The sequence below is a fragment of the Vibrio cincinnatiensis genome (assembly GCF_022113815.1).
Lineage (GTDB): Bacteria > Pseudomonadota > Gammaproteobacteria > Enterobacterales > Vibrionaceae > Vibrio > Vibrio cincinnatiensis_A.
The window spans coordinates 14,942-28,423 of sequence record NZ_SGOM01000014.1; the positions used below are offsets into that span (position 1 = coordinate 14,942).

Below are 13,482 nucleotides of genomic sequence, written 5' to 3' on the forward strand. Positions count from 1 at the left end.
GATCCGCTATTAAAATATCCGTAATGAAGAGAAAGCCATGCGTTTCTCTCTGAGGTATCAATCCTCGATCTGAAAAGTTCGAGGATTTTTTACTTCCAACGTCCTTATTTATTTGTCTATGGCTATGTTCACTCGATAGAATTCTTACTTTTTCTCATATTGAACTGTGATTTTGATCACGTTTTTATCTCATATCTATACGCATTTGTTTCCTAATATTAAAAAACAAATCCATTCATCATGTGAATGATTCATGGTGAATAAGTGATGCTAGCGAACAAACATAGGAATGTGATTATGAAAAAAAGCTTACTAGCAACCGCAGTCTTGGCTTCTATCGCTTTAGCGGGGTGTGGCGGAGGAAGTAGTAGTTCAGAGACGACACCAGAAAGTCAATCTGATGTTTCTGGTGTCGGAAATAAAGGATTAATAAGAAATGCTTTGGTCAATGTTTGTATAGCGACCGGGGCCAATATTAATGAGGAGACTTGCCCTGAAGAGGACATTTTAGCCAGTACGGTGACCGATGACAGCGGGCAATATTCTTTGTCTGGGCTACCACAAAATCGAGCACTACTTTTTGTGCTGACCTCTCATCCAGATGATGCCATCGAAACAGAAATGAAGTGTGATTTTCAGGCTTGTCTTGATGATAATCATTCATTGGGTGACTGGATTTCAGTTGATAGTTATCCGAATACAGAAAGTGGTTTTAAACTCATTTCAATTTTAGCACCAGATGCAGACACCATTACCTCTCATATAACGAGTGTCACGGATACGATAGCGAAGCATACCATTCGAGCCTCTCGTGGGAGTGATGAAGTCGATACGGATGTAATCAAGAATAGCCGTAGTATGGTAGCGAAGTTATTTGGTATCGATGGACAAAAAGTCATGTCACTGGGGGCGCTTGACTTAACTGATGCAACGGCGATAAAAGCAGCGGTTGAGGGGGGTGATGTTCACTCCGTACAAGTGGCGGCATTATCAGCGGCTTTTGCAGATCAAAAGCCAAATTTAGAAGCCTTATTTACTCAGATTGATGATTTAGTCAGTGCGGGTGAAAATCCAGTTGAGGCACAAAACTCCGTACGAAGAAATCTATTGGGGGGTTCATCTGAGCTTTTAGCTGTGGTCAAAACCAAGCTGGAAGAGAAGGATGAATCGCTTGAACTGGATTTTAGTGCGGTAGATCAAAATATTGAGGAAGCAAAAACCGACACGCCAGATATTGACCCTGAACCACCAACGACAGAGGTTCAAGCTGCGAAAGAGTTAGTGACACAAGTTCGCACCATCTATGATGCAACGCAAGAGCAAGGAGCCTTACGTCAAGGGTTTGTACAACTTGGAGAGAGCCTTGAACCTATTCCTGATTTGTTACAAGACGATGTCAATATCGCTTTTGAAATGCTCTCGTCTGCACTGATGTCAATTGCTCACCATGTGAATGAGGAAATGGTGGAAGAGGCGGGGGAATGGGAAGTCGTGAAAACGGGAAATACTTACACGATTAATACAGACACCGTTAAGTTAACCGTGGTGGGATCGGCGACCATTCAAGCAGTAGAAGAAGAGACAGAAAACTCTTGGTCGTTAGATGAACAAGCAGAGATTGATCTGACTATCTCTCAGTTATGGGTTAAGCAGGGTGCGGTAGAGTTAAGCGCGGAAAGTGGACAAGCACAAGTGCTGACTTTTGTGGCCGATGAAAACTGGCAAAGCTCTTCTCTTGAGGGGGAAAACTCGGGTTATGAAGAAAGCGAAGAGTGGCATCTAAAAGCGGATAAACTGCACTTTTCTCTGACTGATTTAACCATTGATGCCAATGACAGTAGTGATGAGCCTTTTATGTTGCAAGGCAGTGTGGCCTTGACCGTTAATCACCCAGTGATTCAGGGGACATACACCTCATCGTCTCAATATACTGAGCAGCAAAATCAGTCAGAGGAATTTGAAGAAGAAACCTTTAGCGCTCGTGACTTAAGCTTCAATATCAATGCAAATTTAGAGTATCAAGATCAAAAAGCGGGTGTTTCCTTCAGAGTGACGCTCGATAACCCGAATGGTTTAGTCTACTTCAGTAGTATGCGCCAGGCTTGGCAGTGGGGAGAAAGTTTTAATTATGAATTCACGCAAGAAGACGATATTGCCCAACCTGGATCTAGCCTTGATGATATTAAACCAGAAACGGCCGATAAATTCTTGCGGGGTTCTGTGTTAGTGAGCTTGGAAACAGAGGTGAATCCAGATAATCCACAGATTGCAAAAGTGAGCCTACAAGCTGCTCGACCAGCGTTTGATACCGTGAATCTTAATGGTTTAATTACCTATAATGGTAAAGATCTTACTCTAAAAACTGAGGTCAATACCGAACAAGATAACCCACTGGCTGTTGAGTTATCGAATGGTTCTGCGATCGCGATTTTACGTGAAAGTGAGCAAGGAGAGGTTTCCGGTCATATCAAGGTGGGCAACAAACAAGTAGCCAGTATTGATGAACCTCGCAAGGGGGTTGTTGTTGTGCGCTATACCAATGGCGAGTTTGAGTCTCTCTTTTAGGTATTGGTTGTGGTTACAAGAGCCTCTTAGGAGGCTCTTTATTTATTGAGATCTCATCATGTCGAGTGCTTTTTTATTACTGCCCAGTTTGAGTCTTTTTCCATTATCTGAGCCTAGCACAGATTGGCAATTGTTTAGCCACAACCAAGCGTTTGGTTACTCGCAAGATAATGCTATCTATCCTTTAGTAAAGGGCGAGAAAATGATGTATACACCAGCCAAGCATGCCATTACTTTTAACCAGGCTGAATTGGGGATTCGTTATCAACATTTTTCGTTTTCTTTATTGAGTCGTTATGAATGGTATTTACGTTTTAGCCCTGACACCATGCGGCTTTATGGTGAGTCGGTGAATCGTCAAGATATGCAAACAGGTAAAATTTACGATATTGATCTACGTGCCGAGCACTTAATTAGCCGAGGGATCAAACTGGCATGGACCTCTGATGCCTCTCAGCCATTGATTTGGCATTTTTCTGCGAGTTACTTGCAAGCGAGTGAAATGATGAGTGGTCGATTACGGGGGCAGGCAGGAGAAAATGGGCAAGATGAATATAATGGCCTGCTTGAATTGGATTATACCTATACTGAAGATGCTTTACTTAAAAGAGAGGTAGAGGCTCCTTCTAGTTATTTGGGTTATACCACGGATGTCGGGGTGAGCTGGCAGTTTCATGAGCATGCATTTGCTTCTTTATTGGTACAAGATGCCTACAGTGCAATTTATTGGCAGGATATGCCCTATACCTCTGCTACAGCCAATACGGCGACGGCTGAAACCGATGAGAATGGCTTTGTCTCTATTAAGCCATTAGTGAATGGGGTAGAAGGGTTTCGAGATGAAACTCAGCGCCTTCCTGTAAAGTATCACGCCCGAGTGGGATTGATTAATGGACAACAAGCCTACGGTATTAAAAGTTTATATGTCGATAAACTCTGGCTTACCGATCTGGAATGGACTTCTCAATGGCGTAATAATCTACATTCTCGGTTAAGCTACAATTGGCAAACGGGAGCGATAGGGGTTGAAGGCCGATGGAGATGGTTTACACTTGGTATTCAAAGTGATCATATTAACTATCAGCAGGCCACTTTCTTAGCCTTGAATCTCGGTATTGTTGTGGATTTCTAAAACGACCGTACATTGAAAGATTGATCAGTATTGAGGTTTTTGCTGCATTCCGATTTCATTCTATAAAAAATGCCCTTGAACGAAAAAATCCCTCCTCAAATAGAGGAGGGATGGCTTAATCAGGAGGGGGAGGCTAGTTCAGTTCAGTCCAATAATCTTTATTGGCCTCCATTAAATCGTCCAGAATGGCTTTGGCGACAGAGGCACTAGGAATTGTTGCTGATAGGGTTAGCGCTTGCCATAGTTTTTGGTATGAGCCTTCGATATGTGCTTGTACCGCCAGTTTTTCTACCGATACTTGTTGGTTCATCATACCTTTCTGAAATTCAGGTATCGCGCCAATTTGTAGTGGTTTTGCACCACTACTATCGACAATACAAGGAATTTCAACCATCGCAGTGGGGTCAAAGTTACTGATTGCTCCATTGTTAGGGACGATAAGCAACATACGTTCTTTGGTATTAAAGGCAATCGCTGTGGCGAGATCGACAATATAAGATGCGTGTTCTTCTACTTCGATGCTGGTATCGACAGCGGTGCCATTATCAATAATGCGACGGCATTCAGTAAAGACCTCTTTCTCACGCCCATCCATGACTTCATTAGCGCGGGTATACTCTTTAATGCGGGGTAGTAAGTCTTCTCCAGTATTCCCATCTTTAAACTCTTTCCACCAACCAAAGTGGTTGAGCCCATAATACATAACATCGAATTGTTTTCTATCTTGATAGCCTAGAATTTCTGCAATGCGTGTTTCAATGCCAATGGGCATATCACAGATGTTTAAGACTTTTGAATATACGGAAATCATCAGCAAGCCTAATACGTATTCGTATAAACATTACCTGAAGCGTTAATATTGGCTACATATGGTGTATCTTCCTTCTACCTTAACTGCTGATGTACATACTCACGGATAAACGGGATCACTTCTTGTTCAAACCAAGGGTTGTTTTTGAGCCAAAATTGGTTGCGTGGTGAGGGGTGAGGCAGCGGCAAATAGCATGGGGCCCAGCGTTGCCACTGTTTGACCGTTGCCGTTAAGGTTTTGGGTTTATCGGGCAAATAGGCGTTTTGTGCATACTGCCCAATCAGCAGTGTCATTCCCACATTGGGCAGTTGTGCTAATACTTTTTGATGCCATCGTGGCGCGCACTCTTTACGTGGTGGTAAGTCACCGCTGCTTCCTTTCCCCGGATAACAGAGCCCCATTGGCATAATGGCGATTTGGTGTGGGTTATAAAACTGGGTTTTATCCAAATCTAACCATTGACGTAAGCGATCACCGCTTGGGTCATTCCACGCAATAGAAGTCTGGTGAACTCGAAGCCCTGGGGCTTGGCCGATGATCAGGAGTTTGGCGTCTGAGTGGGCTTGAATAATGGGATTCGCCCCTAAAGGCAATTCGGGTTCACAGGCGGTGCAATGACGAATTTCTGTCAATAACGAGGCTAACATCTCACTTCCTTTATCATAAAATTGGCCTTTGGCCATCGCTGTTGAACATTATCACTAAGCATCCTTTTCCCTCCACTCGTTATCCAGTACACTTTCGCTGTATTTTTCCTCAATCATCAGAGTGACTATGTTACAGAACCCATTACAGCTTCGTCTGGAGAAGTTTGAACCTTGGCAACAGATTACCTTTATGGCATGCCTATGTGAACGTATGTTTCCCAATTACGCCTTGTTCTGCGAACAGACGGAGTTTGCCCAAGCGCGTGGTTATCGGGATATTTTAGATAGTGTCTGGGAGTTACTGACGGTTAAAAATGCGAAGATCAACTTCGAACGTCAGTTAGAAAAGTTAGAAGACTTAATTCCAACCACGGATGAGTTTGAGCTTTATTTGGTGTATCCCGCTATTGATGCTTGTGAGGCATTGTCTACCTTATTACATGGTTTGTTGGATCGCGATGATCTGTACGAATCAATGCAAAAAATCAGTCAGATTTCAGTGCGAACGGTGGCGCAGTTGGAAGAAGCTCAAACCGGTGATGTGATTACCAATGATAATCAGAAAGAGAATGAAGCGGTATGTGCGGAGTGGGATGTGCAATGGGCGATTTTCCGACCATTACGTGAAGCGACAGAACGTGATATTGATTTAATTAAAGATTTACGCCAAGAATTGCGTGACGAGTGCATGAGTAATATTGGTTTAACCCTAGATTAAGAAAAAGGAGTAAAGCATGCTGGAATCCATGGCTCAGTGGTTGAGTCAGTATGATATTGAAATATCCCAAGTGATTCATGTTGCTGAAGCGCTGGGCTTAATCATGCTGATTGCCATTGCTATCCATGTCCTGTTACATCGGGGAGTGGTTGCTTGGTTAAAAAGGCATGCTGAGCAATCTCACGCGTCTTGGCGTCATGTGCTCTTTGCTGGCAACTTGTTTAGCCGTATTGCATTGTTGATACAGGGCATCGTGATCGGCATTCAAGCCAAATGGTGGCTTTCTCCTGACAGTGCTATTCGGGAGGGAATCTTAACGTTTGTGGCGCTATGGATAGTGGTTTATGCCTTGCTAACCTTATATTCGCTATTGAATGTTTTGGAAATGTTGCTTGCTCGGACTCCCGTTGGGCGAAATATGCCCCTAAAAGGCATTGCCCAAAGTCTCAAAATTATCTTATTTATTATTGCGGCTCTGCTTGTCACCTCTGTTTTAATTGGGAAATCGCCATTGATTCTGCTCAGTGGTGTTGGTGCGATGACCGCAGTGATCATGTTGGTATTTAAAGACCCCATTTTGGGCTTAGTGGCTGGTGTTCAGCTCTCAGCGAATAAAATGCTCAGTGTGGGGGATTGGCTAGAAATGCCTAAATATGGTGCTGACGGTGATGTTATTGATATCAGCTTAACCACCGTTAAAGTTCAAAATTGGGACAAAACCATCACCACGATTCCCACGTATGCACTGATTTCCGATTCTTTTAAAAACTGGAAAGGCATGCGGGAATCTGGGGGGCGGCGGATTAAACGCAGCGTACTGATTGATGCATCCAGCGTTCATTTTTTATCTGAGCGCGAAATCGAGTGTTTAACCCATGCTCAGTTACTTGAACCTTATATAAAACAGAAGGTTGAGGAAATTACGGCTTATAATCGAGCCCACAACGTGGATGAGAGTTACCTGATCAATGGTCGCCGCCTGACGAACTTAGGCAGTTTTCGAGCATATTTAGAGCGTTATCTACGAGCTCATCCTGATGTTCATCAACAGATGACGTTGATGGTGCGACAGCTGGCCCCTACCCATGAAGGGATTGCTTTAGAGCTATATTGTTTTACTGCTACCACAGTTTGGGTGGAATACGAGCGTATTCAGTCTGATATTTTTGACCATCTTTATGCGGTGTTGCCAGAGTTTGGTTTACGGGTCTCTCAAGCTCCTACTGGCAGTGATATCCGTCAGTGGCAGAAGCATTGATATTCAAAGAAAAGCGTTTTCGATATCGATTTTTTCAGCCTGAAGAGCATCATCCCCGCGTAGGCGCAATGCTGATCGTTTAAGGAGAATGAATAACTTGAACGATCCTTAAATTCAAGCAAACTACAGGCTTGACTGAAAGGAGCCCGTATGTTTGCTGCTGAATTAGAAGACTTTTCTTCAAGCTACCCACTGCAGAGCGATTACTTACATGTCTTGAATGCTCACCTGCTTATTGAGTGGGTAAACAACGCATTGAGTATGACATCCCATGCGACGGTCCGACGTTGAAAAATTCAGCCACAAGATGTTCTCAGACTCGTGATTGGCATGTCTTTGCTGAGACAGGAATCTATCTAGCGGCTAAGGAAGCGAAAGTCAGCCCCCTGAGAATTAGCTTTAAACTCGGTTTTAAGGTGGTTTTGTATGACTATACAGCGATATGTCAGACGAGCAACTTACAGTCGATACCAGCACGACTCAAAGATTTAACTGATGACCTGAAAGATTTAATTCTCCCCAAACCAGACCGCCCAAATTATGAACGGCCGGTCAAGATAAGGCCCAATAAATATCCTTTAAAGAGTAGCCGAAAGAAGAAGTATTCTTAATCGAACAGCATTGCGCGTAGGCGGGGAGCTCATATTATTTAGGGGAGAATACGTTTATTGTGGTTCTTCTTCATCTCGGCTTTCAATCACACCATGCTCTTTTTTCCATAACTCCCAACGTTCGGTAGCAAGTTGCTGCATGTCCGTAATTTTATCCGCCTCATCAATAATTTCTTCGCCCAATAAATGCTCAAAAATATCTTCCAAGGTGAGCAAGCCTTGTACCGTGCCGTATTCATCCACGACCAAAGCCAATTGCAAGCGCATTTTCATCATTTGATCAAAGGCGACCGGTAAAGTTTGTGTATTAAGCAAAACATGAATAGGACGCATGATGGCCCCAAGCTGCTTATTGCCCAGCCCATTTTGATGCAACTTAAATAGCTCTAGCCGATGGACAAAACCGAGAATGTTATCGGTCTCTTCACTGTAGACCAACGGCCTTGAAAATGGGGTGTCTTGGTGCGTTTGAAGAAATTGATTCACCGACATTTCTGCAGGCACACGAAACAGTACCGGGCGAGGCGTCATCACCTGAGTTACCGGTACGGCACGAATATTGAGTAGGTTATTGAGAATTTTAGACTCGCCAGCATCAAACTCATCACTGTCACTGGCCATTAATGCCATGGCTGAGAGTTCATCACGCAACCTTGGGGTATCGTTTCCTCTTGCTAACCGTTTGGTGATTTGTTGAGAGAACCAAATAAAAGGCGTTAGCCACCAGATCATCACCCGCAAAACGTTGGCACTGAGGGGGGCTAATTGACGCCAATAGGTTGCCCCGATCGTTTTCGGAATGATTTCTGAAAAGACCAAAATAGCGAGCGTTAATAGTGCAGAGAACAGCCCCAACCATTGGTTGCCAAATACCAGTGTCGCTTGTGCGCCAGCGACAGCGGCCCCAACTGTATGGGCGATGGTATTTAACGTTAAAATAGAGGCCAGCGGGCGATCAATATCCGCTTTCATATCAATCAGTTTTTGAGCCGCAGGGTGGGCATGTTGCCGCAATTGGGCAATGTAACTGGGTGTCACGCTCAGTAATACCGCTTCAAGAACGGAACAGATAAATGACACACCAATAGCAATAGTGATGTATAGCGTAAGCAGTAGCATAAAGTCCTTAGCATTAAGCAAGTCACGATCAAAAAATGGAGGGGTTAAGAAGCCTATCGCGGACCTGATTAATGTCCTGTGTTTTTATCTTTATTTTCCCCCCATAGCAAGAAAAATAACTGGGTGAAACTTGGAATTGGTGAGTGTGTAAAATTGTCATTATTCTCATTTTTATGATGTTTTTTTGAATATCGTCCTTCAATTTATTTGCGTGTTTGGCTTATAGATAAAGGCGTAAAACCATAAAAATAAGGCTGGTGAGCATACTGAAGCCCGGTAAATTGTGAGTTAAGACTCATATTATGGTTAAAAGTACGTCAGAGAAGCAGAAGTTACGCGACAAACCTTTGCCAGACAGGGGCTTTATGTTTTAGAGTGGGCTGAATTTGATAACCTATAAGAAGGGAAACCTAATGAACAAGACCCAATTAATCGACTTTATCGCAGAGAAAGCAGACCTTTCTAAAGCACAGGCTAAGGCTGCTCTTGAAGCTACTCTTGGTGCGGTTGAAGGCGCACTCAAAGAGGGAGACCAGGTTCAACTAATTGGTTTTGGTACATTCAAAGTAAATCATCGTGCGGCTCGTACTGGTCGTAACCCTAAAACGGGCGATGAAATCCAAATCGCAGCTGCAAACGTTCCTGCATTTGTTGCTGGTAAAGCACTGAAAGATTCAGTGAAGTAATTTATACTACGCCGAGATATTCTGTCTCGGCGTCTTTTTTATGAATAAGTGGCTTCTTCTATTGTGTACAACTGGCTTATTAGCGGGTTGTTCTTCTTCTCTCCCTCATCCTAATCTTGAATTTCTAAATGATTACTCTGGCGGTCAAAGCACAGGGGATGTCACTCGTCTCTATTGGTATACCGAATATCAAAATCGTCCTGTAAAAGGTTCCGAGTATGTTCTGCAAGGAGAGCATGGTCATTATCAGACCAGTTATCGCTGGGAGGAGGGACAGGTACGGGAAGTGGTCCGTGAGGGAATGCAGTTAAAAGGCAACGCTTTGGTGCCTTACCGTGTGCAATTACGCTTTAACCCACAGGGGGAAGCGGTTTATCAACAGTTTCGAGTGGAAGGAAAAGTACTGCCACTCAACCAACAGCAACGGGAAGAGTATCTGGATCAGGCCCAGAGTTTGTCTGTACTCAGTAAAACGCAAGCAAGCCAAGATGTCATGCTGTATCAAGGGGTTTGGGATGGTCAAGTTTTTACCAGTTGTGCTCAAGAATCGTTTTCTCAAGTTTCCTTTGCCTCTTCGGTCCCCGATGTTATCACGCAGCGGTTAGCGACGGATCATTACCTTGTGGTATTGGCTAAAAAGAGTAAAGCTCGGTTGGATGTTCAGCAAGTACTGGTGATCGCAGAGAGTGGGCATGCCTGTATTGAACGGCCTGCGTTGATTGAAGCGGAGTGAGCTTTGGCTTCACAGAGATAGGGATATAAAATGAAAAAAGCTGGTTTCCCAGCTTTTTTCTTTGAGGTTAATCGTGATGCTTATTTTTCTGCTTGTTCACGGGCAATAGCGCGATAGCCGATATCGTTACGATAAAACATATCTTGCCAATGAATTTGTTTGGCTAACTGATAAGCTCGTTGCTGGGCTTGAGAGACACTCTCTCCTAGCGCTGTTGCACACAAAACACGCCCACCACTGGTGACTACTTCACCTTGTTGTTCCATTGTTCCCGCATGAAAGACTTTTTGATCTTCCGCTTCCGTGGTTGGTAAACCATGGATTACATCACCTTTGCGGTACTTATCTGGGTATCCGCCAGCGGCTAACACAATGCCGATAGAGGCGCGAGGATCCCAATGGGATTCCACTTGGTCCAGTTTGCCATCCAGTGCGGCTAAGCATAATTCAACCAGATCTGACTGCATACGCATCATGATGGGTTGTGTTTCTGGATCGCCAAATCGGCAGTTGTATTCAATCACTTTTGGTGTACCTGAACGATCAATCATGAGGCCGGCATACAAAAAGCCGGTATAAGGATGACCTTCTTCTGCCATACCGCGTACCGTTGGATAAATGACTTCCTGCATGACTCGATCATGAATCTCTTGAGTGACGACAGGAGCGGGTGAGTAAGCACCCATTCCACCCGTATTTGGTCCCGTGTCTTTGTCGCCGACGCGCTTATGATCTTGGCTGGTTGCCATGGGGAGTACGTGCTCACCATCAACCATGACAATGAAGCTGGCTTCTTCACCATCCAAAAACTCTTCAATCACGACTCGACTACCTGCATCACCAAAGGCGTTACCTGCCAGCATGTCTTTGATGGCGTCTTCCGCTTCTGACAGCGTCATTGCCACAATAACGCCTTTCCCTGCGGCAAGACCATCGGCTTTCACCACAATCGGTGCCCCTTGCGCTCGGACATAAGCTAAAGCAGGTTCAATTTCGGTGAAATTAGCATAAGCGGCCGTTGGGATATTATGACGCGCTAAGAAATCTTTGGTGAAGGCTTTTGAACCTTCGAGCTGAGCGGCTGCCTGAGTTGGACCAAAAATCGGTAAATCAGCGGCACGAAACGCATCAACCACACCGAGCACTAGGGGAACTTCTGGCCCAACGATGGTTAGTTCAATAGTGTTCTGCTTGGCAAATTCAACTAAGCCGTCAATATCTTCCACTTGGATATTCACGTTCTTAAGTTTTGCTTCTAATGCCGTTCCTGCATTACCCGGAGCCACGAATACGGTGTCGACTTGAGGGTTTTGTGCCACTTTCCAGCCCAGTGCATGTTCACGACCGCCAGACCCAATGATTAATACTTGCATGGTTTAATCCTTATTGTCAGATCCTAGGGTGTTGAGCTATGCACCTAGGATCTTCGTTGTTTGTATGAGGCTTTAAAAATCTCTCCAATGAAGAGGAGTAGTTTGGTTTCTACCGCTACTTATTTGGATGGATGGTCAACCCATGATATTAATGACGGAAATGGCGCATCCCCGTAAAGATCATTGCCATGCCGTGTTCATCCGCAGCGGCGATGACTTCCTCATCACGCATAGAGCCCCCAGGCTGAATGACGCATTTAATCCCCGCTTGGGCCGCGGCATCAATACCATCACGGAAAGGGAAGAAAGCATCCGAAGCCATCACACACCCTTCCACTTGTAAGCCTTCATCGGCCGCTTTAATTCCCGCAATTTTTGCTGAGTAAACACGGCTCATCTGCCCTGCACCCACGCCAATCGTCATATCACCTTTGGCATAAACAATCGCATTGGATTTTACATATTTAGCCACTTTCCAGCAGAACAATGCATCTTTGAGTTCTTCTTCCGTTGGTTGACGCTTGGAAACCACTTTAAGGTCATCGGCTGATACCATACCGTGATCGCGTTCTTGCACCAGTAATCCGCCATTGACGCGTTTCATATCAAAACCAGTGGTTTTGCTTGACCATTCACCACATTCCAATAGACGAACATTTTTCTTCGCTGCAACCACTTCGATAGCTTGCGCTGAGACTTTCGGTGCAATGATGACTTCCACAAACTGACGTTCAACAATGGCGCTTGCCGTGGCTGCGTCAAGTTCTTGGTTGAAAGCGATGATGCCGCCAAAGGCCGAGGTTGGGTCGGTTTGGTAAGCGCGGTTATAGGCTTCAAGAATATCGCTACCCAGTGCCACACCACATGGGTTGGCATGTTTGACAATCACACAAGCGGGCTCAGCAAACTCTTTGACACACTCAAGTGCAGCATCGGTATCGGCAATGTTGTTGTAAGAAAGAGCTTTACCTTGGATTTGGCGAGCGGTTGCCACAGACGCTTCTTGAGGGGTTTCTTCTACGTAGAAAGCCGCAGATTGGTGGCTATTTTCACCGTAACGCATATCTTGCTTTTTGATAAATTGTTGGTTGAAAGTGCGGGGGAAGGTGGATTCTTCATCCCCTTCTGTATTGTCACCATAAGACGGAACCATAGTGCCGAAGTAGTTGGCAATCATACCGTCATAGGCGGCGGTATGTTCAAATGCGGCAATGGCTAAATCAAAACGAGTTTCCAGTGTGAGTGAGCGCTCATTCGCATCCATTTCAGCAATCACTCGTGAATAGTCTTTAGCATTCACCACAATGGTCACATCTTTGTGGTTTTTCGCGGCTGAACGCACCATGGTTGGTCCGCCAATGTCGATATTTTCTACGGCATCCGCCAAAGTACAATCGGTTTTTGCTACGGTTTGAGCAAAAGGATAAAGGTTAACCACCACCATATCGATAGGCTGGATGCCGTGTTCCGCCATGATCGCATCATCTTGACCACGACGACCTAACACGCCACCGTGAACTTTAGGGTGAAGGGTTTTCACTCGCCCATCCATCATCTCTGGGAAACCGGTGTAGTCAGAGACTTCAGTAACGGCTAAGCCTTGTTCTGCTAGCAGACGAGCGGTACCGCCAGTGGAGAGAATATCGACACCTCGTTCCGCGAGTGCTTGAGCAAACTCAACAATACCAGTTTTATCGGATACGCTGATCAGAGCGCGACGAATAGGGCGAGCGTTGTTCATGCTTCCATTTTCCTTCAATTTGTACGACGTTAAATCGTGGACTATCACCAAAGAGCTTTACCACAACGGAATATGGAATAAGGTTATG

12 protein-coding genes are annotated in these 13,482 nt (G+C 44.8%); 7 read left to right on the forward strand and 5 right to left on the reverse strand.

The features are described 5' to 3' along the window. Positions 1-297: 297 nt before the first annotated feature. A complete protein-coding gene (locus EXA13_RS14695) occupies positions 298-2,565 on the forward strand; it encodes a hypothetical protein (protein ID WP_238133824.1) in 2,268 nt (755 codons plus the stop codon). A gap of 58 nt (positions 2,566-2,623) precedes the next feature. Next, positions 2,624-3,697 carry a hypothetical protein gene (locus EXA13_RS14700; protein ID WP_238133825.1) on the forward strand — a complete coding sequence of 358 codons (1,074 nt, stop codon included), beginning with the start codon at positions 2,624-2,626 and terminating at the stop codon, positions 3,695-3,697. 133 nt (positions 3,698-3,830) lie between these two features. Here EXA13_RS14700 and EXA13_RS14705 read toward each other — a convergent pair whose 3' ends face one another. Together EXA13_RS14705 and EXA13_RS14710 are read right to left on the reverse strand one after the other, a co-directional pair. After that, positions 3,831-4,508 (reverse strand): maltose-6'-phosphate glucosidase, encoded by a 678-nt coding sequence (locus tag EXA13_RS14705; protein ID WP_275949666.1) that lies wholly within the window; start codon positions 4,506-4,508, stop codon positions 3,831-3,833. Positions 4,509-4,582: 74 nt separating this feature from the next. After that, the gene (locus EXA13_RS14710; protein ID WP_238133826.1) at positions 4,583-5,155 is read right to left on the reverse strand and encodes a uracil-DNA glycosylase family protein; all 573 of its coding nucleotides are present in this window, start codon (positions 5,153-5,155) and stop codon (positions 4,583-4,585) included. A gap of 127 nt (positions 5,156-5,282) precedes the next feature. On the opposite strand from EXA13_RS14710, the gene EXA13_RS14715 reads away from it, so the two are divergent. The 3 genes from EXA13_RS14715 (at position 5,283) to EXA13_RS14725 (ending at position 7,422) form a co-directional block, all read left to right on the forward strand. Next, positions 5,283-5,873: a YjaG family protein gene (locus EXA13_RS14715; RefSeq protein WP_238133827.1), complete on the forward strand. Its 591-nt coding sequence runs from the start codon at positions 5,283-5,285 to the stop codon at positions 5,871-5,873. Between the two features lie 16 nt (positions 5,874-5,889). Then, complete coding sequence (locus tag EXA13_RS14720) at positions 5,890-7,131, forward strand: mechanosensitive ion channel family protein (protein WP_238133828.1); 1,242 nt, start codon at positions 5,890-5,892, stop codon at positions 7,129-7,131. Positions 7,132-7,281: 150 nt separating this feature from the next. Further along, entirely contained in the window at positions 7,282-7,422 is a 141-nt protein-coding gene (locus EXA13_RS14725; RefSeq protein ID WP_238133829.1) for a hypothetical protein, read from the forward strand. Between the two features lie 374 nt (positions 7,423-7,796). Here the strand turns inward: EXA13_RS14725 and EXA13_RS14730 are convergent, their stop codons facing one another. Continuing rightward, complete coding sequence (locus EXA13_RS14730) at positions 7,797-8,861, reverse strand: CNNM domain-containing protein (protein ID WP_238133830.1); 1,065 nt, start codon at positions 8,859-8,861, stop codon at positions 7,797-7,799. Between the two features lie 413 nt (positions 8,862-9,274). On the opposite strand from EXA13_RS14730, the gene hupA reads away from it, so the two are divergent. Both hupA and EXA13_RS14740 read left to right on the forward strand, forming a co-directional pair. After that, the gene (gene hupA / locus EXA13_RS14735) at positions 9,275-9,547 is read left to right on the forward strand and encodes a nucleoid-associated protein HU-alpha (RefSeq protein WP_068711629.1); all 273 of its coding nucleotides are present in this window, start codon (positions 9,275-9,277) and stop codon (positions 9,545-9,547) included. 40 nt (positions 9,548-9,587) lie between these two features. Next, positions 9,588-10,280 (forward strand): DUF1481 domain-containing protein, encoded by a 693-nt coding sequence (locus tag EXA13_RS14740; RefSeq protein ID WP_238133831.1) that lies wholly within the window; start codon positions 9,588-9,590, stop codon positions 10,278-10,280. An 80-nt stretch (positions 10,281-10,360) separates the two neighbouring features. Here EXA13_RS14740 and purD read toward each other — a convergent pair whose 3' ends face one another. Both purD and purH read right to left on the reverse strand, forming a co-directional pair. Then, a complete protein-coding gene (gene purD, locus EXA13_RS14745) occupies positions 10,361-11,653 on the reverse strand; it encodes a phosphoribosylamine--glycine ligase (RefSeq protein WP_238133832.1) in 1,293 nt (430 codons plus the stop codon). A 148-nt stretch (positions 11,654-11,801) separates the two neighbouring features. After that, the gene (gene purH / locus EXA13_RS14750; protein WP_238133833.1) at positions 11,802-13,394 is read right to left on the reverse strand and encodes a bifunctional phosphoribosylaminoimidazolecarboxamide formyltransferase/IMP cyclohydrolase; all 1,593 of its coding nucleotides are present in this window, start codon (positions 13,392-13,394) and stop codon (positions 11,802-11,804) included. Positions 13,395-13,482 lie beyond the last annotated feature (88 nt).

What these genes read in the sequence shown, in the direction of transcription:
- EXA13_RS14715 (WP_238133827.1), top strand. Translation starts at nt 5,283, where the DNA reads ATGTTACAGAACCCATTACAGCTTCGTCTGGAGAAGTTTGAACCTTGG.
- purD (WP_238133832.1), bottom strand. Translation starts at nt 11,653, where the DNA reads ATGCAAGTATTAATCATTGGGTCTGGCGGTCGTGAACATGCACTGGGC.
- EXA13_RS14710 (WP_238133826.1), bottom strand. Translation starts at nt 5,155, where the DNA reads ATGTTAGCCTCGTTATTGACAGAAATTCGTCATTGCACCGCCTGTGAA.
- EXA13_RS14720 (WP_238133828.1), top strand. Translation starts at nt 5,890, where the DNA reads ATGCTGGAATCCATGGCTCAGTGGTTGAGTCAGTATGATATTGAAATA.
- EXA13_RS14725 (WP_238133829.1), top strand. Translation starts at nt 7,282, where the DNA reads ATGTTTGCTGCTGAATTAGAAGACTTTTCTTCAAGCTACCCACTGCAG.
- EXA13_RS14695 (WP_238133824.1), top strand. Translation starts at nt 298, where the DNA reads ATGAAAAAAAGCTTACTAGCAACCGCAGTCTTGGCTTCTATCGCTTTA.
- EXA13_RS14700 (WP_238133825.1), top strand. Translation starts at nt 2,624, where the DNA reads ATGTCGAGTGCTTTTTTATTACTGCCCAGTTTGAGTCTTTTTCCATTA.
- EXA13_RS14705 (WP_275949666.1), bottom strand. Translation starts at nt 4,508, where the DNA reads ATGATTTCCGTATATTCAAAAGTCTTAAACATCTGTGATATGCCCATT.
- hupA (WP_068711629.1), top strand. Translation starts at nt 9,275, where the DNA reads ATGAACAAGACCCAATTAATCGACTTTATCGCAGAGAAAGCAGACCTT.
- EXA13_RS14730 (WP_238133830.1), bottom strand. Translation starts at nt 8,861, where the DNA reads ATGCTACTGCTTACGCTATACATCACTATTGCTATTGGTGTGTCATTT.
- purH (WP_238133833.1), bottom strand. Translation starts at nt 13,394, where the DNA reads ATGAACAACGCTCGCCCTATTCGTCGCGCTCTGATCAGCGTATCCGAT.
- EXA13_RS14740 (WP_238133831.1), top strand. Translation starts at nt 9,588, where the DNA reads ATGAATAAGTGGCTTCTTCTATTGTGTACAACTGGCTTATTAGCGGGT.